Source organism: Sphingobium scionense, assembly GCF_014197035.1.
GTDB classification, from domain to species: domain Bacteria; phylum Pseudomonadota; class Alphaproteobacteria; order Sphingomonadales; family Sphingomonadaceae; genus Sphingobium; species Sphingobium scionense.
In genome coordinates, this window is the sequence record NZ_JACIEU010000010.1 from 51,180 (window position 1) to 71,244 (window position 20,065).

The 20,065-nt window shown below is 66.2% G+C and carries 19 protein-coding genes; 8 read left to right on the plus strand and 11 right to left on the minus strand.

What is annotated here, in order from left to right; all coding sequences use genetic code 11:
* Positions 1-95: 95 nt before the first annotated feature.
* Entirely contained in the window at positions 96-1,595 is a 1,500-nt protein-coding gene (locus GGQ90_RS13140; protein WP_188082556.1) for a CoA-acylating methylmalonate-semialdehyde dehydrogenase, read from the minus strand.
* A gap of 154 nt (positions 1,596-1,749) precedes the next feature.
* Here GGQ90_RS13140 and GGQ90_RS13145 point away from each other — a divergent pair, with 154 nt between their 5' ends.
* Both GGQ90_RS13145 and GGQ90_RS13150 read left to right on the plus strand, forming a co-directional pair.
* Positions 1,750-3,378 carry an AMP-binding protein gene (locus GGQ90_RS13145; protein ID WP_188082557.1) on the plus strand — a complete coding sequence of 543 codons (1,629 nt, stop codon included), beginning with the start codon at positions 1,750-1,752 and terminating at the stop codon, positions 3,376-3,378.
* Between the two features lie 49 nt (positions 3,379-3,427).
* Complete coding sequence (locus tag GGQ90_RS13150) at positions 3,428-3,865, plus strand: c-type cytochrome (RefSeq protein ID WP_188082558.1); 438 nt, start codon at positions 3,428-3,430, stop codon at positions 3,863-3,865.
* Positions 3,866-3,967: 102 nt separating this feature from the next.
* Here GGQ90_RS13150 and GGQ90_RS13155 read toward each other — a convergent pair whose 3' ends face one another.
* Both GGQ90_RS13155 and GGQ90_RS13160 read right to left on the minus strand, forming a co-directional pair.
* A complete protein-coding gene (locus GGQ90_RS13155) occupies positions 3,968-4,954 on the minus strand; it encodes an alpha-ketoacid dehydrogenase subunit beta (RefSeq protein ID WP_188082559.1) in 987 nt (328 codons plus the stop codon).
* Positions 4,951-5,946, minus strand: coding sequence for a thiamine pyrophosphate-dependent dehydrogenase E1 component subunit alpha (locus tag GGQ90_RS13160; protein WP_010335430.1), 996 nt, complete (start codon positions 5,944-5,946; stop codon positions 4,951-4,953). Before GGQ90_RS13160 ends, GGQ90_RS13155 begins: the two co-directional genes overlap by 4 nt.
* Positions 5,947-6,150: 204 nt before the next feature.
* Here GGQ90_RS13160 and GGQ90_RS13165 point away from each other — a divergent pair, with 204 nt between their 5' ends.
* A complete protein-coding gene (locus tag GGQ90_RS13165) occupies positions 6,151-7,158 on the plus strand; it encodes a zinc-dependent alcohol dehydrogenase family protein (protein WP_188082560.1) in 1,008 nt (335 codons plus the stop codon).
* A 16-nt stretch (positions 7,159-7,174) separates the two neighbouring features.
* Positions 7,175-7,474: a hypothetical protein gene (locus GGQ90_RS13170; protein WP_004209488.1), complete on the plus strand. Its 300-nt coding sequence runs from the start codon at positions 7,175-7,177 to the stop codon at positions 7,472-7,474.
* A 129-nt stretch (positions 7,475-7,603) separates the two neighbouring features.
* Here the strand turns inward: GGQ90_RS13170 and GGQ90_RS13175 are convergent, their stop codons facing one another.
* On the minus strand, positions 7,604-9,292 hold the full coding sequence (locus tag GGQ90_RS13175; protein WP_188082561.1) for an FAD-dependent oxidoreductase: 1,689 nt from the start codon (positions 9,290-9,292) through the stop codon (positions 7,604-7,606).
* A gap of 134 nt (positions 9,293-9,426) precedes the next feature.
* On the opposite strand from GGQ90_RS13175, the gene GGQ90_RS13180 reads away from it, so the two are divergent.
* Positions 9,427-10,227, plus strand: coding sequence for an enoyl-CoA hydratase/isomerase family protein (locus GGQ90_RS13180; protein ID WP_188082562.1), 801 nt, complete (start codon positions 9,427-9,429; stop codon positions 10,225-10,227).
* A 142-nt stretch (positions 10,228-10,369) separates the two neighbouring features.
* Here the strand turns inward: GGQ90_RS13180 and GGQ90_RS13185 are convergent, their stop codons facing one another.
* The 7 genes from GGQ90_RS13185 to GGQ90_RS13215 form a co-directional block, all read right to left on the minus strand.
* Positions 10,370-11,473, minus strand: a complete 1,104-nt coding sequence (locus GGQ90_RS13185; RefSeq protein WP_188082563.1) for a Gfo/Idh/MocA family protein — start codon at positions 11,471-11,473, stop codon at positions 10,370-10,372.
* A gap of 1 nt (position 11,474) precedes the next feature.
* Positions 11,475-11,705 carry a biotin/lipoyl-containing protein gene (locus GGQ90_RS13190; RefSeq protein ID WP_188082564.1) on the minus strand — a complete coding sequence of 77 codons (231 nt, stop codon included), beginning with the start codon at positions 11,703-11,705 and terminating at the stop codon, positions 11,475-11,477.
* A 117-nt stretch (positions 11,706-11,822) separates the two neighbouring features.
* Positions 11,823-12,476, minus strand: coding sequence for a carboxymuconolactone decarboxylase family protein (locus GGQ90_RS13195; RefSeq protein WP_188082565.1), 654 nt, complete (start codon positions 12,474-12,476; stop codon positions 11,823-11,825).
* 22 nt (positions 12,477-12,498) lie between these two features.
* Positions 12,499-12,801: a DUF1330 domain-containing protein gene (locus GGQ90_RS13200; protein WP_188082566.1), complete on the minus strand. Its 303-nt coding sequence runs from the start codon at positions 12,799-12,801 to the stop codon at positions 12,499-12,501.
* A gap of 17 nt (positions 12,802-12,818) precedes the next feature.
* Positions 12,819-14,168 carry an MFS transporter gene (locus tag GGQ90_RS13205; RefSeq protein WP_246428241.1) on the minus strand — a complete coding sequence of 450 codons (1,350 nt, stop codon included), beginning with the start codon at positions 14,166-14,168 and terminating at the stop codon, positions 12,819-12,821.
* Between the two features lie 160 nt (positions 14,169-14,328).
* Positions 14,329-15,747 carry an acyl-CoA reductase gene (locus tag GGQ90_RS13210; RefSeq protein ID WP_188082568.1) on the minus strand — a complete coding sequence of 473 codons (1,419 nt, stop codon included), beginning with the start codon at positions 15,745-15,747 and terminating at the stop codon, positions 14,329-14,331.
* Entirely contained in the window at positions 15,744-17,159 is a 1,416-nt protein-coding gene (locus GGQ90_RS13215) for a hypothetical protein (protein WP_246428242.1), read from the minus strand. The genes GGQ90_RS13210 and GGQ90_RS13215 overlap by 4 nt, the downstream gene beginning before the upstream one ends.
* A gap of 27 nt (positions 17,160-17,186) precedes the next feature.
* On the opposite strand from GGQ90_RS13215, the gene GGQ90_RS13220 reads away from it, so the two are divergent.
* Genes GGQ90_RS13220 through GGQ90_RS13230 form a run of 3 tightly spaced genes read left to right on the plus strand, consistent with a single transcriptional unit; the run spans position 17,187 to position 19,989 of the window.
* Positions 17,187-17,852: a TetR/AcrR family transcriptional regulator gene (locus GGQ90_RS13220; RefSeq protein ID WP_188082569.1), complete on the plus strand. Its 666-nt coding sequence runs from the start codon at positions 17,187-17,189 to the stop codon at positions 17,850-17,852.
* 50 nt (positions 17,853-17,902) lie between these two features.
* A complete protein-coding gene (locus GGQ90_RS13225; protein ID WP_188082570.1) occupies positions 17,903-19,129 on the plus strand; it encodes an MFS transporter in 1,227 nt (408 codons plus the stop codon).
* Positions 19,126-19,989 carry an SDR family NAD(P)-dependent oxidoreductase gene (locus GGQ90_RS13230; protein ID WP_188082571.1) on the plus strand — a complete coding sequence of 288 codons (864 nt, stop codon included), beginning with the start codon at positions 19,126-19,128 and terminating at the stop codon, positions 19,987-19,989. Before GGQ90_RS13225 ends, GGQ90_RS13230 begins: the two co-directional genes overlap by 4 nt.
* Positions 19,990-20,065 lie beyond the last annotated feature (76 nt).

Sequence of the window (20,065 nt, forward strand, 5' to 3'; positions counted from 1 at the left end):
CCCTATAGCGGCCGGCCCGCGTTTCACCACGCGGCAAACGGACCAAGGGCGGGCCGGTCACCCGGCCCGCCCTTGCCTTATCCACGGGAGACGCGTCAGCCCATGGTCGGGATGACGAAACTCTGGTCCAGCACCGCGCCGCCACTCGGCCAGCGCTGGGTCACGGTCTTGACCCGCGTGTAGAAGCGCACGCCATCCATGCCATATTGGTTCGTGTCGCCAAAGCCCGAACGCTTCCAGCCGCCGAAGCTGTGATAGCTGACCGGCACCGGGATCGGCACGTTGATGCCGACCATGCCGACCTCGACATTGGCGCAGAAGCGACGGGCGAAATCGCCATTGCGGGTGAAGAGCGCGACGCCATTGCCATATTGATGCTTCGTCGGGTAGCTCAACGCTTCCTCGAAGGTTTCGGCGCGCACCATCTGCAGGACGGGGCCGAAAATCTCCTCGTTATAGCTCTTCATGTCAGGCTTCACATGGTCGAGCAGGGTCGGCGCAAGGAAGAAGCCATCCTCATAGCCCTGTAGCGAGAAACCGCGACCGTCGATCACCAGTTCGGAGCCCTCGTCGACCGCCATCTGGATATAATTCTCGATCCGCGCCTTGTGTGCGGCACTGACCACCGGGCCATAATGGGCGTCGGGGTCGCTCGGCACGCCAACGCGCAGCCCAGCAATCCCCGCCTCCAGCTTGGCGCGCAATGCCACCGCCGTCTGTTCGCCCACCGGCACCACCACCGGCAGCGCCATGCAGCGCTCGCCTGCCGAGCCATAGGCTGCGCCGAGAATGTCTGCGACCGCCTGATCCAGATCGGCGTCGGGCATGACGATGCCATGATTCTTGGCGCCGCCCATGCACTGCATCCGCTTGCCGTTCGATGCGCCCCGGCCATAGACATATTGGGCAATGTCGGACGAACCGACGAAGCTCACTGCCTTGATCGCGGGATGGTCGAGGATCGCGTCCACCACCTGCTTGTCGCCATGGACGACATTCAGGATGCCGGCCGGCAGCCCCGCCTCCATCGCCAGTTCGGCCAGGCGCACCGGCACCGAGGGATTGCGCTCGCTGGGCTTCAGGATGAAGGCATTGCCGCAGGCGATCGCCGGGGCGAACATCCACATCGGGATCATCGCCGGGAAGTTGAAGGGGGTGATGCCCGCCGCGATGCCGATCGGCTGGCGCAACGAATAGACGTCGATGCCGGGGCCGGCACCTTCGGTATATTCGCCTTTCAGCAGATGCGGGATGCCGCAGGCAAATTCGACCACGTCGAGGCCGCGCTGGATATCGCCCTTGGCATCGGAATGGACCTTGCCATGCTCGACCGACAGAAGTTCGGCCAGCTCGTCCATATGCTGTTCGATCAGCGCCTTGAGGTTGAACATCACGCGGGCGCGGCGCTGCGGGTTCATCGCCGCCCAGGCGGGCTGCGCGGCCTGGGCATTGGCAACTGCTTCATCCAGTTCGCTCGGCGCTGACAGGCGGACCTGTGCCTGCACCTGGCCGGTGGCGGGATTGAAGATGTCGCCCAGGCGCGTCGACGCCGATGCGCGATGCTGCCCCCCGATGAAATTGTCGACTATACGCATGCTGCCCTCTCGAAACGGATCGGTCCGGCCATAAAGGAGGATCGGAAGGGTCGGAACCGGCTGGCCGATTTGATCGCGGGGACGGTGGATCGGCGCCGCGCTTGCCCGGTCGGCGCTTCTTTCGCATGGCTCATCCATCGACAGCGGAGCGAGCATGGCCGGGACAGGAGCAGGACGGCGGATCACCGCCGCAGGATGGGACATACGCTGGGATGCCGATCAGGCGGCACAGACCTATGCGGATGGCTGGTGGCGATCGGACACGGCCGCTGATGCGCTGGCGAGCGCCGCCCGCGACACGCCCGATCGCATCCTGCTGATCGACGGCGACCATTGCCTGACCGCTGCCGATCTGCACGACCAGGCGCAGCGACTGGCACAGGCGCTGCTGGCGCGCTTCCCGGTCGGCAGCGTCATATCCTTCATGCTGCCCAACTGGCAGGAGGCGGCGGTCATCTATATGGGCGCGACCCTGGCAGGGATGGTCGCCAATCCGATCCTGCCGTCGCTGCGCGATCACGACCTGCGTTTCATCCTGGCGGATGTGGACAGCCGGATGATCTTCGTGCCTGAACGCTTCCGTGGCCATGATTATGGCGCGATGCTGGAACGGGTGGCGGCGGAGATGGAGAGGCCGCCGGAGATCGTCATCGTCCGGGCGGAAGATGGCGAAGTTTGCGCCTATGACGCCCTGTTGACTTCGGCCCCGACCGGCCATCCACTGCCCGCGCTCGACGCCGACGAGGTGCGGATGGTCATGTACACCAGCGGCACCACAGGCCGGCCCAAGGGGGTGATGCACAGCCATAATTCGATCAATGCGCTGATCCGCCAGATTGGCCGCCACTGGCTGGTCGAACCGGGCGACCGCTTCCTCGTGCCGTCGCCGATCAGCCATATCGGCGGGTCGATCTATGCGTTCGAGACGCCGCTGCTGCTGGGCGCGACGGCGATCCTGATGGAACAGTGGAACCCGGACGATGCGGTGCGGATCATGGCCGAGGCCGATTGCACCCATATGGCCGGCGCCACGCCCTTCCTGCAGCATCTGCTGGCGGCGGCGCGCGCGGCGGATACGCGACTGCCCGCGCTCAAATTGTTCATCTGTGGCGGGGCGTCGGTGCCGCCGGCACTGATCCGCGAAGCGGCCGGCTATTTCGAGCAAGCGGTGGTCAGCCGCGTCTATGGATCGACCGAATTGCCGGTCACGACCGTCGGCGTGATCGACCGGGCCGATATCACCCATGCCGCCGAAACCGACGGCCGCCCCGGCATCGCCACCGTCCGCATCGCGCCGGATGGCGAGATTCGTGCACGCGGGCCGCAGATGATGGTCGGCTATATCCACAAGGAGGATGAAGCCGCGAGCTTCGATCCGGACGGCTATTATCGCAGCGGCGACCAGGGCGCCTGGATCGATGGCGACCATCTGGTGGTCACCGGCCGAATCAAGGATCTGATCATCCGCAATGGCGAGAATATCGCACCCAAGGAGATCGAGGATCTGCTGGTCGGCCATGACGCCATTGCCGAGATCGCGATCGTCGGCGTCCCCGACGCGCGCACCGGCGAGCGGGCGGTGGCGGTGATCGTGCCGCGCCCCGGCGCCACGCCCGACGTCGCGGCGCTGGCCGCGCATCTGGCGGGCCATGGCGTCGCCCGCTTCAAATATCCCGAGGCGGTGGCGCTGTGGGACGCGCTGCCCAAGAATGACGCCGGCAAGGTGCTGAAGCAGCAGATCCGCGCCCGGCTGGTGGAAGAGGCCGCACCAGCGACGTCGTAGGACAATCGGTCCGCTGGCCGCGCGCCCGCCGATCGGGCATGGGCGCGCCATGTTGCGTCCCGCCTCCGCCGCCCTGTTGCTGACCCTGAGCCTGATCGGCTGTGCCGACGATCGCCGCGCCGAGCGGTTGAAGGCGGCCGGCCCCAATCCGACGCTGGAAAAGCTCATGACGGTGGCCGATGCCAAGGCGGGCGCCCGGCTGTTCGGCACCTGCGCCGCCTGCCACACCAGCAGCGCTGGCGGCCCCGACACCGGCGGCCCCAATCTGCACGGCATTTACGGCCAGCCGATCGGCCAGCACAGCGCCCGGTTCGGCTATACCGCCGCGTTGCGCGCCAAGGGCGGCAATTGGGACGACAAGGCGCTCGACGCCTGGATCGCCAATCCGCAGCGCTTCGTGCCCGGCACCAAGATGCAGTTCAGCGGCATCCCCGACCCGCTCGCGCGCGCCGACCTGATCGCCTATCTGCGCAGCCTGTCGGACTAGCTGCGGCCACCCGATACTCGCGGACGCCGGCGACCCGACAACAGAACGGGGCCGGGACATTGGCTGCCCCGGCCCCGTCGGCCATCCCCCCAATAGTCTCGATCAGGCCATCAGCGCCTTGACGGCTTCGGCCACGCGCTCGGGCGAGACGATATAGGCGTCCTCCAGCACCTTGGCGAAGGGCACCGGCGACTTGGGCGCGCCCAGACGCCGGACCGGAGCCTTCAACTGGCCGAACAGTTCCTCGGCGATGGTCGAGGCGATTTCGCCACCCGGACCGAAGTCGCGCACTGCTTCATGCACCACCAGCGCGCGGCCGGTCTTGGCGACCGAAGCCAGCACAGCTTCGCGATCCCAGGGCGACACGGTGCGCAGATCGACCAGCTCGACCGAAATGCCCGCCTCCGCCAATGCCGGCAGCGCGGCCTGGCAGCGCAGCACCTGCGACGACCAGGAAACGATGGTGATGTCGGTGCCTTCCTGCACGATCCGCGCCTTGCCCAGCGGGATCGGCGTCGCGACCTCATCCACCTCGCCCGGAATGAACAGGCTGCCGGCGGATTCGATGAAGATGCAGGGATCGGGATCCTGGATGCAGGACAGCAGCAGCCCCTTGTAATCGGCCGGGGTCGAGGGCGCGACCACCTTGATGCCGGCGGTATGGGCGAACCAGCCTTCCAGATGGTCGGCATGCTGGCCGGCCGTCTGCCAGCCCGCACCGGTCAGGGTGCGGATGGTGATCGGCACTGTGCTCTGCCCGCCCGACATGAAGCGCAGCTTGGCGGCATGGTTGAAGATCATGTCCATGGCAACGGTGGTGAAGTTCATCAGCATGATCTCCGCCACCGGCTTGTAGCCGGACAGCGCCGCGCCGATCGCCGCGCCGATGATCGCCTGTTCGGAGATCGGCGTCGATTTGACGCGATCGTCTCCGAAGCGGGTCGAGAGGCCAGCGGTCGCGCCGGTGACGCCGCCGCCCTCGCGGTCGGCGACATCCTCGCCCAGCACCAGAACCTTGTTATCCTCCGCCATCGCCTGGGCGAGCGCCGAATTGACGGCCTGGAGCGAGTTCATCTTCTTGGCCGTCATGCGGGCATCTCCTGGGCAAACACATCGCGGCGCAATTCGTCGACCGATGGCAGCGGGCTCGCCAGCCCGAATTCCTGGGCATCCTCGACCTCGGCCTCGATCTTCGCCTGCATGTCGGCCAGCTGATCCTCGGTCGCGTGGCCCTGTGCCACCAGCCATGCCTTGAAGGCGGGCAGCGGATCCTTGGCGATCGCCGCGGCCTTTTCCTCCTTGGTCATGTATTTGTCGTCGTCACCCAGCACATGGCCGAGGAAACGGAAGGTCTTGCACTCCAGCAGGGTCGGCCCCTCGCCCTCGCGGGCGCGGGTGATCGCTTCATGCGCGGCGGCATACATGGCGAGCGGATCATTGCCGTCAACGGTATGGCCGGGCATGCCGTAGCCGATTGCGCGCTTGGCGATGAAGTCGACCGAGGTGCCATTTTCGTAGCGCGTATGTTCGGCAAAGCCGTTATTCTGGCACACGAAGATCACCGGCAGCTTCCACACCGACGCGAGGTTCAGCGCTTCGTGGAAGGCGCCGATGTTCGATGCGCCATCGCCGAAATAGGCGATCGTCACCCGCTTCGATCCGTCGAGCTTCGCCGCCCAGGCGAGGCCGTTGGCGATCGGCATGGAGGAACCGACGATGCCGGTCGTCACCATCACCCCGGTTTCGGGATGGGTAAGGTGCATCGGCCCGCCCTTGCCCTTGCAGGTGCCATCGACCCGGCCGGCAATTTCTGCCCAGAGCGGGCGCAGCGGCATGTCCTTGGCCACCATGTCGTGGATGCCGCGATAGATGGTGCAGATCTTGTCGTCATCGGTCAGCAGCGACGAGATGGTCGCTGGGATCACTTCCTGCCCGCGCGCCGAATAATAGGGCATGACCAGCCGCCCCAGGCGGATGGTCTTGCGGATCGCGTCGTCGTTGCGCTCGATCCGGATCATGCGGCGGTAGATATCCACCAGCGCTTCCTGGCTCGGCGCCGGGGCGTTGCTCAACTCTGCCATGGGTTCCTCGATGGCTATGGAATGTGCCCCCTGCATTGGCCGTCCGGCATCGGGGGTCAACTCGCCCCGGCGATATGTGCCCCCGCGCCCGAAAAGGCGCGAAAAGGCGCCGGTTTTCCGAGCGATTTCGCTCCACCGATATGCGGCCGGCGATGCTTGCAATGCGGTCCGATCGGCCCAAGCTGGCGGCAGGGAGAGCGCGCGATGACGAACATGCTGACCGCCGTTGCCAGGGGCGGCGAAGGGATTGAGGGGATCGCGCTCCGAAGCGTGCCGATCCCGGTTGCGGGGCCGGGCGAGGCGCTGGTGCGGCTCAAGGCGGCGACGCTCAATTTCCGCGATCTGATCATCGCCCGCGGCATGATGGCGGGACTCGCCAAGGAACCCGACTATGTCCCCCTGTCCTGCGCGACCGGCGAAGCGGTCGCGGTCGGCGAGGGCGTATCGCATGTGAAGCCGGGCGACCGGGTCAACCCGATCTTCGCGCTGGGCTGGCTGGAGGGACGACAGCCGAGCATGGCGATGCTGGGCGGCAGCGCCGACGGCGTCGCGCGCCAATATGCGATCTTTCCGGCCGAGAGCCTGTGCATCGTGCCAGACGCGCTCGGCGATCTGGAGGCCGCGACTTTGACCTGCGCCGGCCTCACCGCCTGGAACGCGCTGTTCCTGCCCCGCCCGATCCAGCGGGGCGAATGGATATTGTGCCAGGGCACCGGCGGCGTATCGATCGCGGCACTGCAATTTGCCAAGGCGGCTGGCGCCCATGTCGCCATCACCTCCTCCTCCGACGCGAAGCTGGCGCGCGCCCGCGCGCTGGGCGCCGACATCAGCGTCAATTATCGCACCGATCCGGACTGGCCAGCGGCGATCCGCCAGGCGCTGGGCGGGCGCGGCGTCGACATCGTCGTTGACGTGGTCGGTGCCAGCCAGGTCGAAACCGCCGCATCGCTGCTCAACCCCGGCGGGGTGATCGCCGCGATCGGCATGCTGGGGTCCGAGTTCAGCTGGCACCTGGCCGATGTCGGCGGCCACCCCGTCGCCCGCATCTCTGTCGGCAACCGCGCCGAGCATGAGGCGATGCTGGCCTTTTGCGCGCAACATCGCATCCGGCCGGTGGTCGATGCCGTCTATGATCTCACCCGCCTGGCCGATGCCTGCCGCCATCTGGAAAGCGGCCAATTCTTCGGCAAGATCGGAATCACCCTCCTCTAGATGCTGGAACGGACGCATGGACAAGAATGAAAAGGCGCGCGAGGCGGCCGAGCGCGTGCTGCAACTGGAGGCCGAGCTGGAGGCGGAGGGCGATGCCCGGACCGGCGGCGACGAACTCGCCCATTCGCGCGCGGTGCTGCACCAATGGGTCGATACGGTGGTCGCGGTCGTGGCCTCGCCGGGGGTCGGCCGCGTAACGCTGATCCACGCCGATGGCGGCCAGACCAAGATCGCCTCGCCCAGCCTGCCCTTCCTGCTCTCGCGTCCGGCCCGGTTCGATGCGCAGGATGAAAATTCTCCACCCGACGCGGGTTGAAAGCCGCAGAAGGCTTCCTATCTTTGAATGGTCCCGGCCAGCCCCCTCAGGCCGAGACATCTTACCAGGCCCCCGGCGCACTCCCCCCGCGTCGGGGGCAATGGTTTTCCGGGGCTATCCCTTCCCTCGTTACTGATTTTCCAGCCCGGCTGCATGGCGCGCGGCGATATAGCCGAACACCATCGACGGCCCGATGCTGGCGCCCGCCGCGACATAGACATTGCCCATGACCGACGCGGTGGTGACGCCGGTGGCATAGAGGCCGGGGATAGGCGCACCTGCGCCATCCACCACCCGCCCGCGTTCATCGGTGACGACGCCGCCATAGGTGCTGACATCGCCCGGCACGACCGGCACGGCATAGAACGGCCCCTGCTCGATTGATCCCATGGAGCGTTCCGCGGAAAAGGGATCGCCGACGAAGCCGCAATTGTCATAGGCGCGCGCGCCGCGATCAAAGTCGCCATCCTTGCCGGCGGCGACGAAGCCGTTCCAGCGCGCCACGGTAGCGGCCAGGGTGGCGGGGGCCGCACCGATGCTGGCCGCCAGCCCCTCGATCGTGTCGGCACTGTGCAGATAGCCGCTTTCCACCCAGCCTTCGGGAATCGCCTTGTCGATGAAGCGGCCGGCAACGGCATAAAGCTCGACATATTGACGGTCCAGGATCGCCCAGCTCGGCACCGCGGGCACGACCGCGTTCCGCCGGACCATCGTCTCGCAATAAAGCTCGTAGCTGCCCCCTTCGTTCATGAAGCGGGTGCCGCCCTGATCGACCAATATGGCGTGCGGCTTGCCGGTCATCGACTGGGCGCCGGGCGCGACATAGCCCTTGTCCCAGCCCGGCGCCGGGGTCAGCTGATAGCCGACCATCTGGTCCATCTGTGCCAGCCGGCCGCCGACCCGCTCCAGTTCCTGCTGCATCTCGCCGGTATCGCCTTCGGGCGTCTGCGACCATTCGGCGCGGGTGCCGGGCATATAGCGGTCACGCATCGCCTGATTGCGGGCAAAGCCGCCGGCATTGACCAGCACGCCGAGCCGCGCGCCGATCCGCCAGGGCTTGCCGTCCTTCACCGTGACGACGCCGGTGGCGACGCCCTCCTGCACGATGATCTCACCCACCGGCGCGTCGGTGCGGACATCGGCGCCGGCGGCCAGCACGGCTTTCAGCATCCGCCCCTGCAGCGCGGCCCCGGCGGTGGTATATTTGCGGCCCAGCAGCTTGTCGCGAATGGTGCGCAGCGCGATCTTCGCCATCAGCTTGCCCGATGCCTTGTTGGTGCGGCGATGGCCCTGCGCCTCCATCCCCTCGACCAGGGTCACGTTGAATTCGGCAAAGCCCTGGCGCAGCCGGTCGGCCCAGTCGCCCAGTTCCTTGCGGTTGAAGGGCTTTGCCACCACGGTGCGCGACGTCTTGCAGCCGCCAGGCTGCTCATCATAATAATCCGGCCAGAAGGTCGAACCGCGTTGCAGCGCGACGCCCTGATCCACCAGGAAATCGACCGCGCGCGGCGCCTGCGTCACATAGGCGAGGCGCTTCTCGCGCGAGGTGCCGGGGGCCGGATGGCCGTCCAGCGCCTGCAGCGCGTCGAGATAGGTCATCGCCGCCTCGGCACTGTCCGTCTCGCCATCGGCCAGCATGAAGCGGTTGGCGGGAATCCACATGACGCCGCCCGACTTGGCGGTGGTGCCGCCGATCTTGTCGGTCTTTTCCAGGATCATAACCGACTTGCCGGCCTGGCGCATGACCAGGGCCGAACTCATCGAACCGGCGCCGCTGCCCACGACCACCCAGTCGAATATCTCGTCGAACCCGTCCATGCGCCGCTCTCCCTTTTCTATGCGTCCGGGCTATCGTGCCGGGGCCATGATGGGGAGGGTGGCGCCACGCTCATCGCCACGGCGACGTTGGTGCTGAGCGGTGCCATGCTAGAGCAGGCCGCAAGGAGAGACGCATGAACCACGACCTGCCCGATTATCGCACAATCCTGCTGGAGCGGCGGGGGCGGCTGTTGGTGATGACGCTCAATCGGCCGGAAGCACTGAACGCGGTCAATCTCGACCTGCATGACGAACTACCCGAGGCGCTGGCCTTTGCCGGGCGCGACAATGGGTCGGACGTTGTGCTGCTGACCGGCGCGGGCCGCGCCTTTTCGGCTGGCGGCGACATCGCCCATATGGAGCATAATGCCGCCAATCCGCATCTGTTCGATCATGAGGCGCGGCAGGCGAAGCGGATCGTGTCCGCCCTGCTCGACATCGAAAAGCCGGTGGTGTGCCGGATGAATGGCCATGCGGTCGGCCTGGGCGCGTCGATCGCCCTGCTGTGCGACATCATCTTTGCCGCGGAGGGCGCGAAGATCGGCGACCCGCATGTCGGCATCGGCCTTGTCGCCGGCGATGGTGGCGCGGTCATATGGGCGCAGCGGATCGGCCTTGCCAAGGCGAAGGAATATCTGCTGACCGGCGAACTGCTGAGCGCGGCCAAGGCGGCCGAAATCGGCCTCATCAACCATTGCCTGCCGGCCGATCAACTGGACGAGGCGGTCGATACCTTCTGCGCCAAGCTGCTGGCCGGGGCACCCAATGCGATCCGCTGGACCAAGATCTTGACCAACATGGAATTGAAGCGGATCGCCGGCGCGGTGATGGAAGCGGGCATCGCCTATGAATCACTCAGCGTCCGCACCGCCGACCACCGCGAGGGGATTGCCGCGCTCAAGGAGAAGCGGACAGCGAAGTTTACAGGGCGATAGAAGGCCACTGATAGATGCGTAGGCGACAGCCTTCTTCATACCGTCATCCCAGCGAAGGCTGGGATCTCTCTTTTCTTTCAAGCCCATCGCCAAAAGAAGAGAGATGCCAGCCTTCGCTGGCATGACGAACGGTGGTGGCGCGTCAGATCATATCCGCCACGCGCACCCAGCGGCGTTCGGCACTGGAGATGCGGATCGCTTCCTGGATGCGTTCGACCTCCAGCGCGCGGGCGAAGTCAGGGGCTGCGGTGCCGCGTTCATGGATCGCATCCACCATGGCCTGCATCGACAGCGCCATCGGATAGCTGGGCTGCGGCTCGCTCTGCCAGTCGAGGGCGATGCCGGGCGTCGCCTTGAACGCATCGGGCAGCGCCACGTCCGCCAGCGTGCCGCCCAATTGCCCGGCGCGCAGCGTGCAGTCGCGCGCGGTCGGGAAAGTCGGTGAAGTGGAGACCATCCGTCCCTTGTCGCCGAACAGGTCGAGCAGGAAGCCATCGTGCAGCGCCATGCTCCAGCTGATCTGCATCTGCAGCACCAGCCCGCTTTCAAAGCGCAGGATGACATTGGCGAGATCGGTGGTTTCCGGCGTGATGGTGTCGCCGTCCGGGAAGGTCCAGCGCTGGAGTATCTGGCGGTCGTCGGCGACCAGTTCGGCGATCGGGCCGAGCAGGTGGCGCAGCAGATAGAGCGCATGGCTGCCATTGTTGCGCACCGCCGACACACCCTGCCCGGCCTGCGCAAACCAGTTATAGGGGAAGAGCTTGTTGGGCTGGTTGAACAGCGAGATGTTGAAATGGCAGGTGCCGCCGAGCGGCGCGCCGATATGGCCGTCGTCCAGCATCGCCTTCATCTGCCGCAGGGCGGGCAGATATTGCGAGAAGGCGTCGACTACGCCGATGCTGCTGCTATCGCGCCAGGCCGTGTCGATCGCCTTCGCCCCGGTCCAGTCGGGCGCATGAGGGCTGGCATTATAGACATGCTTGCCATGGGCGAGCGCGGCCAGCACCATCGGCAGGCGGACGCTGGGCCGGGTGCCGAGGTCGACAATGTCGATGTCGGGATCGGCGCACATTTCCTCCGCATTCCAGAAGGCGCGCGGCAGGCCGAGGCGCTGCTGCGCGGCGCGGGCCGTCTCCTCGCGCGCGGTGCAGATCGCCGTCACCTCGACGCCGGGAATGGCGCGCCAGGCAGGCAGATGCGCGAAGGCGCCCCAGGCGGCGCTGACGATGCCGACGCGCAGTGCCATCTTATTCGATCGTGCCCAGAACGGTGCCGACCTCATAGGTTTCGCCGGGCTGGGCGATGATGCGCAGCGTGCCGCTGGCCGGGGCCTCGACCTCGTTCGCCGACTTGTCGGCTTCCAGCAGATAGAGCGGCTGGCCTTCGGAAACGGCGGCGCCATCCTCGACCAGCCATTCGGCGATCTGCGCCTCGGTCATGGAAAAGCCGATCTTGGGCAGCAGGATGTCGGTGGCCATGTTGTGTCCCCTTCTAAGCGGAAATATCTTTCCTCCTGCTATCGCGCCTTTGGCGGCGGACAATGCGCAAAAGCGGCCCGCCGCCGCCATATCACCGGCGCGATAGAAGGGCGGGCATCAATAGCCGCGCGTGTCGGTCCAATTATCCGCTTCGCCCGGCTTGTAGGTCTTGCCCGGCGTCTTGCCCGATCCGGTTTTGAGGTCAAAGCCGATCGGGTCGGCACCACCCTCGATACCGACGCCGAAGGAGGAAAGCGCCCAGCTGGTCATGACATAATGGCCGATCGAAAAGACCAGATCCATCTTCTGCCGCGTGTCGAAATGGGCGCCCAGCCCCTCCCAGCTGGCGTCGCTGATCTTGCCATCCTCGATCAGTTCGTCGACCGAGCGCAGCACCAGCGCATCTTGCTCCGCCCAGTCGCCGCCTTCGGGGAAGTCACGGATCGCGCCAATCTCTTCCAGAGTGATGCCGGCGTTGAGCGCATAGCCGACATGATTATGCCACTCATAGGCCGAGTTCACCCGCCAGGCGACGCGCAGGATCAGCAGTTCCAGCGCACGCGTCGACAGGCTGTTCGCCATCAGCAGATGCTTGCCCCAGATATTATAGACCTTCCCCAGCGGCGGATGGTTGGCCATCACCATCATGACATTGGTCTTGGACCCTTCCTCCCAGGCATTGGGCTCGCCCCAGAAGGCGAACACCTCACGCGCGTCGTCGGTCCACTGGTCGCGCGGCAGATGGGAGATACGGGGGGTGATGTCGATCATGATGCGTCCTCAGTGGAGAATCTCAAAGTCCCTCGACCAGCAGCACGCGATAGGGCGCTGCCTTCATCCGATAAGGCAAGGCCGCCTGATATTCGGGGCTGTCATACCAGGCGCGGGCCTTGGCGGCGTCGGGAAATTCCAGGATGATCGCGCCGTCCGCACCTTCGCCCTCCAGCAATTGCTGCGCGCCATAAACGGCAAGCGGGCGGATGCCGTAATGGGCGACGAAGGTCGCCGCATTGGCGCGGTTCATCGCGCTATAGGCATCCATCGCCGCCTGATCGGCGATCGGGCCTTCGCGGGTGACGATCATATAAGCGGGCATGAATTGTGCTCCTCGCGTCAGTGAATGGCGGCTGGCATTGCAGCCCCACCCCAGCCGCCGATGGCGGCAAAATCCTTGCGGCAGCTGCGGCTGGCGAGCCAGGCGAGGATGGTGCTGGGAATGCCGACCAGCAGCGCCCAGCGCATCGCCATGCCCAGCGAATCCTCGCCATAGACCGGGCGCAGCGCATCGCTGAGCGCGCCCACCAGCACCGGCCCGCCACCCAGGCCAATGACCTGGATCGACACCATCAGCACCGCGATCGCGGTAGCGCGCGAGCGCGAGGGCACCAGCCCCGCCACCACCGCCATCAGTGGCGCGGCGGAGAGGCCGCCCAGCAGCATGTTGAGGCCATAGAGCGGGAAGACGCGCTCACCCGGCCCGGTCAGGATCATCCAACCGATCGCGGTGGCGCAGGCGCCCGACAGCATCAATATCCAGACATACCAACGCAGGTCGCGCCGCCCGAGATAGTCGGCCAGCGGTCCGCCCAGCGTATGGCCGATCGCCGAGCCGAAGAAGAGCGCGCCGCCCATCTGCAACCCGGCCTGGCTGGCCGGCATGCCGTGGGTCCGCTCCATGAAGGCCGGCGCCCAGCTGATGAAGCCCATGGTCAGCAACGCATTGAGCGAGGCGGCGGCAATCAGCGGCGGCAGGGTGCGGATCGCCAGCAATTCGCGCGCGGTCTGCAGGAAGGGCACGGGCCGCGCCTGTTCGGCCGAGGCACCGTCAGCCAGGCCCGATCGACTGTCCCGCAAGGTGAACCAGACGATCGGCGCCAAGATGAAACCGGGAATGGAGGCGAAGATCAGCGTCTCGCGCCAGCCATAGGCCTGCACCGCCCAGCCGCCGACCGCCGGGCCGAGAAAGGTGCCGAGCGAAGCGCCGAGCAGGAAGATGGATAAAGCGGTCGCGCGCTGACGGATCGGGAAAAGATCGGCGATCCAGGCCTGGGACGGCGGGGTGAAGCCGCCTTCGCCAAGGCCGATGCCGGCCCGGCCGATCAGCAATATCCAGAAGCTCTTCGCCAGGCCGCAGACGATGACGGCGGCGCTCCACACGGTGGCGGCGATGGCGACGATCTTGCGCTTCGACCAGCCATCGGCCAGCCGCGCCAGCGGGATGATGGCAAGGATATAGACGATCGCGATGATCATGTCCTTGGCCATGCCGATCGCCGCGTCGGACAGGCCCAGTTCGTGGCGGATCGGCTCGACCATCACCACCATCAGATAGCGTTCGCCCTGGACCGAGGCCGACACCAGCACCATCAGGAAAAGGAAATAGGCGCGATAGGCCATGGAGGGCAGCGCTTCGGGCGGCGTGACGGCGGAAGCCGTGTCGAAATGCGGGTCGCTGTCTGCCATGCGCTTGTCCTCACCTGTTGCGGCGCGGTCGTGGCGCGCGACGATCATGCGGCTGGGGCCGTCTTGTCCGGGCAGGATTTGAAACCGGTTCGGCGCGGGAGGCAATGCAGGCGGGAAAGGATCGCTTGCGCGATGGTCCCTCCCCGCCCACGAAGGAGGATCAGGCGTCCTCGTCGCTCATCCAGTGGACGAAGCGCTGGAGCGGCAGCATGCCGTCATGGGCGCCGCCCATCACATGCTTGGCCGCGCCGCCCAGCCGCACCACCCGCTGCGCGCCGGCGCTGGCGAGGCGGTCGCGCAACGCGAACTTGGCGGCGGGCGGATAGATGCCGATCGTCTGGGTCGCGACATTCACATGGCGGACCGCGTCGTCGAGCGAAGCGACATGGACGACATTGGCGGTCTTGTTGCTCGGGTGGAAATCCACTGGCTCGTCGGTCAGGATCACCAGGCCCCGGCCATCGGGCTTGCCCCAGACCTTGGTGTCGTCCCCCATCAGGGTCAGCATCTCGATCTCGTCGCGCACCTCGACGGGCAGCGGATGCGCCAGAGCCGACGTCGTTTCGCGATCAAGGCCAAGCTTCTCCTGCAACTTCGCGCAAAAGACCTCTACCCCGGCCCGGTCGCCCTCGACGAAGATGAAGCGGCTGGCGAGGCAGGCTTCCTGGTTCATCGTCGCGACGTCGGTGGCGGCGGCATCGGCGACCTCGTCGATGACGGCTGGGTCGAACCCTTCCGGCCCGATCATCGAGATCGACGTCTTGGGATCGAACGACACCATCTGGATGCCGGGGCCGAGATATTTGATGACATTCTTGATCGCGTCGCCGCCGCCCCAGGCAACGATCTTGTCGAAATATTGCGGGCGATAGAGCGTCCCTTCGATCCGCTCGTCGCCGCCGCGCCAATAGACCGCCGACATCGACCGGACGACCGGATGATTAGGATCGACATCGGCCATGGTGCGCAGCATCGCGACGCAGGTGAACGGGTCGCTCGACGGCATCTTGAAGACGTTGACCGCCTTCACCAGCGCGCCCTGCGCGATCGAGGAGATACAGCCGGTGGGCGAATTTCCTGCCAGCATATGCACCATGCGCGGCGGAAAGGCGCGCAGCGCGCCGCGATTGCCGTGCATATCGGTGCGTTCGACCCAGCGGTCGAGCGCGGCGGGATTAAGGAAGCTCGATTCGATGCTGCAACGCAGCCCCTCGGGCGTCAGGAAATGCTTGGCCCGGCGGAACAGATTTTCCACCACCCGGCGCGGCAGCGGATTGACCTTGACCGTATGCTCCAGTGCCGCCTGCAGATAGGGATTGGTCTCGAAATCCATCCGCTGCCCGGCCTCGACCAGGAAGTCGATGATCTCGCTGACCGGCACGTCAAGCAGCGGCGGCAGTTCGGATCGCGGCGCGACCAGCGCGTTCAAGTCGATCTGCGGTGTCGCGAAATCGACGCCCAGGTCGCGCGAGCGATGGCGCACCGCCCCGCCCTCGACCAGTGTGCCGCGCACGAAATGATCGACGCGGATCGGTTCGGCTGCCGTTTCAACCGGCGCCATCTGTTCAAGCACGCTCATGCTACACCTCGCACATAGGCATCGACGGTGCCCGCGCAGCCGATCTTGTCGTCGCCGTCCAGATCGGCATAGCGGGCAATGTTGTCGCGAATGGATGGCCCGCTATTGCCGCAGGCACAGGGACTGTAGTCGACCGATATCCGGTCGCCGGTGATGACCCCGCCCCAGCGGCCGTCGAGCGACAGGTCGAAGAAGGCGGCCCGCCCCTCGACCTCGCCGTCATGGGCGTGGTCGATCAGCGCGTCGCCGTCCTTGTCCAGGATCATCGGCACGATCCAGGGTGGCACATGATAACGCCCGCCCTCGCGGCATTTGGGCATGCCGCTATTGAGTTCCTGCATCGAATAATTCTGGAAATGCCGGCCTTCGGGGATGTTGAAGGTTTCATGCACGAACTGCTGATAATCGTCCGGCAGTTGCGCGCGCTTGAGCCCGCCGCCGATATAGATGCAGTTGTCCGGGTTGAAATCCTTGGCCGAATAGCCGCGCTCCCGCACCGCCTTGGCGACATGGTAGAGCGCGTTCCACATGCCCGCGATATAGAGTTTGTCGGCGCGATGCTCGATCATCGCATCGGCGGCGATATGGACGGCGGCGTCCATCGCCTCCTGCCGGAAGCGGGACGTTTCCTCGAACTCGGCAATGTCGCCGGGCAGCGCGCTGCCGTCCGCCATCGCCTTGCGCAGCACCACCATGCGGGTCAGCGACCCGACGGTGATCGGCGGCACGGGGTATTGGAACATCCCCTTGGCGGGATCGCCAAAGGCCTCGCGCTGGGCCTCGCCGATAATCTCGTTCTTGGGCACCTTGGCAACCGGGGCCAGCCCCATGATGCGGCGGTCCTGCGCCGGCTGCACGCCCGATCCCCAGGCGAAGACATTGACGGTATCGACCTTCGACCAGTCCATGTCCGCTTGCGATGCGATCAGCATCGCCGACTTGCCGGTGGTGCCGCTGGAGCAGGAGACATAATGGCCGGCCGCCTGCAGCCGGGCGATCCAGTCATCGACATCGGTGATGCCATCCAGATCGATGTCGGTCACGGGATGAGCGGAAATGGTGTTGAGCCACTGGGTCAGCTTGTCCCAGCGCTGCTGTATCAGCCAGTTTTCGGGATAGCTCTTGTAGGCCGTATGCGGGAACAGCAACCTCACCGCGTCGTCGAGCGAGGTCACCTCGCTGATCCCTGCTTCCCGCGCGCGATGGCCGAGCAGGCGGATGCCGTCCTTCTTTTCCTGGAACCGCTCGTTCAGCGCCGCGATCTGCGCGTCGCGCAATTCGGCGTGGGGAATGTTGAATCGATAGTCCGAACTGACCAGTCCGGTGAGGCGATCGGCCTGCGCGCCCATATCCTGCTCCTTGCCCTTGTGGCTCCGGTGCATTAATAGCACCTGACGCGTATCATTATGCATGATTCGCAAAAGGCAGCAAGGGCCATAATGATGCTGGTCATGGACACACCGATTTCAGACCCCCGACCCGCCGCCGGGCGCCCGACCCGTGAGCAGGCCCAGGCGCGCCAGGCCGCAATGCTCGACGCGGCGCTCGACATGTTCCTCGACAAGGGGTTCGAGCTGACGACGATGGAGGCGGTGGCGGCCGCCGTCGGCATGACCAAGCGCACCATTTATGCCCGCTATCCCGACAAGGCGGCGCTGTTCATGGCGGCGGTCGGCCGGGCGATCGACCGCACCGCCACGCCGCGCGCCGCGCTGGAGGAAATTGCCGGCGACGATCTGGAAACCATATTGGTCGCGATCGCCCGGCTGCGCATCGCCGACCTGTCGACGCCCGAGGGCGTTCGGCTGCGGCGGATCATCACCACCGAATCCTATCGTTTCCCCGACCTGCTGATGCTGTCCTACAGCCAGGGCGCGCAGCCGCTGCACGATCATCTGGCCGACCTGCTGCGCCGGCATGATAGCGCCGGGGCGATTTGCGTGGACCGGCCGGACATGGCAGCCAGCCTGTTCATGACGATGGTGCTGGGCGGCCCGATCCGGCTGGTGGGCTCCCCCCAACCGATGAGCGCCGCCGAGGTGGATGACTGGGTGCGGGCCGCCGTGCGCCTGTTCCTGAACGGCATAAGGACCAGATCGGACTAGCAACTCGGACCACCCGCAAGAGGGGGCCGGTACCAGATGAGGAGAGGGATATGGGATCGGCCTATTGGGGCGAGTTGCGGACGCATTGGCGCCCCCTGCTTGCCGCGACGATGGGACTGGGCTTCGGCATCGGCCTGTCGGCCTATACGATGAGCCTGTTTGCGCCGAAGATGATCGGCGAGTTCGGCTGGGAGAAATCGCAATTCGCGCTGCTCGGCAGTTTCGGCATGCTGATGCTGATCATGCAGCCGATCACCGGGCGGCTGACCGACCGGTTCGGGGTGCGCGCCGTCTCCGCCGTCGGCGTGCTGGCCGGGCCGATCGCCTATCTGGGCTTCGCCTTCCAGCCCGGCAGCATTCGCGCCTTCTTCGCCGTCGCCGTGCTGCAGATCATCCTTGGCACGCTCACCACTTCGCCGGTCTATACCCGTATCGTCGCCGAACGGTTCGAGCGGGCACGCGGCCTTGCCTTCTCGATCGTGATGACCGGCCCGCCGCTGGTCGGCGCGGTGATCGCCCCGCTGCTCGGCGGCTTCATCGAGAGCCAGGGCTGGCGCAACGGCTATCTGCTGATGGGCGGCGTCACCCTGGTCTTCGGCCTGATCGCGGTGCTGCTGACGCCGGCGCATGTCGGCATCCATCCGCATGACGAGGCGGAGGAATCCGATGCGTCGGCACCGGTCGGCAGCCGCGTCATCTTTCGCAATCCCGCCTTCTGGGTGCTGATCGTCGGCATGGTGCTGGTCAATTTCCCGCAGGGACTCGCCTCCGCCCAGATGAAGCTGGTGCTGATGGACAGCGGCGCCGCGTCGCAGACCGCGACCTGGCTGATTTCCATCTATGCGATCGGCGTGCTGCTCGGCCGCTTCGCCTGCGGCCTGTCGCTCGACCGGATGCCGCCGCACCATGTCGCTGCGCTGGCGCTGGCGATGCCGGCGATCGGCATGGCGCTGATGGCCTCGCCGCTCGATGCGACCATCGTCCTTGCCCTCTCCGTCGCGATGATGGGGCTGGCGCAGGGGGCGGAGGGCGACATCGCTGCCTATCTGGTCTCGCGCCGTTTTGGCCTGGGCGTGTTCAGCCTGGTCATGGGCTTTGTCGGCGCAGCGATCGCGGGCGGCGCGGCGCTGGGATCGCTGACGCTCAGCCTCACCTTGAGCATCTGGGGCAGCTATGCCCCGTTCCTGGCGCTGAGCGCCTGCGTCACCCTGGCCGGCGCCGCCCTGTTCCTGACCCTGGGGCGTCGCCCCCCCAATATGGAGCCCGTCTACGCATGAGCGACACCCAACGCACCGCGATCGTCACCGGCGCCAGCGCCGGCGTCGGCAAGGAAGCCGCCCGCGCCCTGCTGCAACAGGGCTGGCGGGTGATCGGCATCGGCCGCGACGCCGCCCGTTGCGCCGCGGCGGAGGCCGACCTCAAAGCCGATGCCGGCGGCGATTTCACGATGCTGCGCGCCGACCTGTCGTCCATGGCCGATACCGCACGAGCCGCGCGGGAGATTGCGACGCTTACGCCGGAGATCGACGCCCTGCTCAACAATGCCGGCGGCGTGGTGGCGGAGCGGACGATCACGCCCGAAGGGTTCGAGGCGACCTTTGCCTCCAACCATCTCGCGCCCTTCCTGTTGACGCAAAAGCTGCTGCCCAATCTGCGGGCTGCTGCCCGTAAGCGGGGGCCAGGCGCGGTGCGCGTGATCGCCGTGTCCTCGACCGGGCATGAGCAGAGTCCAGGCATCCAGTGGGACGACCTGAGCTTCGCCAGCCATTTCGTCGGCGGCGCGGCCTATTGCCATGCCAAGCTGGCCAATATCCTGTTCACCCGCGAACTGGCCCGCCGTGTCGCCGGTGACGGCATCGTCGCTCACGCCATGCATCCCGGCGTGGTCGCCAGCAATTTCGCCAGCCACTGCGACGCGCCGATGCAAGCCTATATGGAATCGATCCTCGACCGGTCGGTCACGCCGGCGCAGGCCGCCGACACGCTGGTCTGGCTCGCCAGCGCAGAGGAACCGGGGCGAAGCAGTGGCGGCTATTTCCATCAGCGCGCGGAACTGACGCCATCCGCCGCAGCACAGGATGATGCGCAGGCGCTGAAGCTGTGGCAGCTCAGCGAAGCGATGGTGGCGGGTTTCTAGAGCATCCTCCGATTAGGTTGAATCGGAGGATGCTCTAATTTCCTTTTGTTTGCCGCATTCTGCGAGTCGTCGGCTG

Bases quoted from the DNA above. Each gene is read 5' to 3' on its own strand.
- GGQ90_RS13210 (WP_188082568.1), bottom strand. From the start codon at position 15,747: ATGAGCGTGCTTGAACAGATGGCGCCGGTTGAAACGGCAGCCGAACCG.
- GGQ90_RS13175 (WP_188082561.1), bottom strand. From the start codon at position 9,292: ATGGACGGGTTCGACGAGATATTCGACTGGGTGGTCGTGGGCAGCGGC.
- GGQ90_RS13190 (WP_188082564.1), bottom strand. From the start codon at position 11,705: ATGGCCACCGACATCCTGCTGCCCAAGATCGGCTTTTCCATGACCGAG.
- GGQ90_RS13185 (WP_188082563.1), bottom strand. From the start codon at position 11,473: ATGGCACTGCGCGTCGGCATCGTCAGCGCCGCCTGGGGCGCCTTCGCG.
- GGQ90_RS13215 (WP_246428242.1), bottom strand. From the start codon at position 17,159: ATGCATAATGATACGCGTCAGGTGCTATTAATGCACCGGAGCCACAAG.
- GGQ90_RS13195 (WP_188082565.1), bottom strand. From the start codon at position 12,476: ATGATCGACATCACCCCCCGTATCTCCCATCTGCCGCGCGACCAGTGG.
- GGQ90_RS13225 (WP_188082570.1), top strand. From the start codon at position 17,903: ATGGGATCGGCCTATTGGGGCGAGTTGCGGACGCATTGGCGCCCCCTG.
- GGQ90_RS13180 (WP_188082562.1), top strand. From the start codon at position 9,427: ATGAACCACGACCTGCCCGATTATCGCACAATCCTGCTGGAGCGGCGG.
- GGQ90_RS13230 (WP_188082571.1), top strand. From the start codon at position 19,126: ATGAGCGACACCCAACGCACCGCGATCGTCACCGGCGCCAGCGCCGGC.
- GGQ90_RS13150 (WP_188082558.1), top strand. From the start codon at position 3,428: ATGTTGCGTCCCGCCTCCGCCGCCCTGTTGCTGACCCTGAGCCTGATC.
- GGQ90_RS13140 (WP_188082556.1), bottom strand. From the start codon at position 1,595: ATGCGTATAGTCGACAATTTCATCGGGGGGCAGCATCGCGCATCGGCG.
- GGQ90_RS13220 (WP_188082569.1), top strand. From the start codon at position 17,187: ATGATGCTGGTCATGGACACACCGATTTCAGACCCCCGACCCGCCGCC.
- GGQ90_RS13200 (WP_188082566.1), bottom strand. From the start codon at position 12,801: ATGCCCGCTTATATGATCGTCACCCGCGAAGGCCCGATCGCCGATCAG.
- GGQ90_RS13165 (WP_188082560.1), top strand. From the start codon at position 6,151: ATGACGAACATGCTGACCGCCGTTGCCAGGGGCGGCGAAGGGATTGAG.
- GGQ90_RS13205 (WP_246428241.1), bottom strand. From the start codon at position 14,168: ATGGCAGACAGCGACCCGCATTTCGACACGGCTTCCGCCGTCACGCCG.
- GGQ90_RS13145 (WP_188082557.1), top strand. From the start codon at position 1,750: ATGGCCGGGACAGGAGCAGGACGGCGGATCACCGCCGCAGGATGGGAC.
- GGQ90_RS13155 (WP_188082559.1), bottom strand. From the start codon at position 4,954: ATGACGGCCAAGAAGATGAACTCGCTCCAGGCCGTCAATTCGGCGCTC.
- GGQ90_RS13160 (WP_010335430.1), bottom strand. From the start codon at position 5,946: ATGGCAGAGTTGAGCAACGCCCCGGCGCCGAGCCAGGAAGCGCTGGTG.
- GGQ90_RS13170 (WP_004209488.1), top strand. From the start codon at position 7,175: ATGGACAAGAATGAAAAGGCGCGCGAGGCGGCCGAGCGCGTGCTGCAA.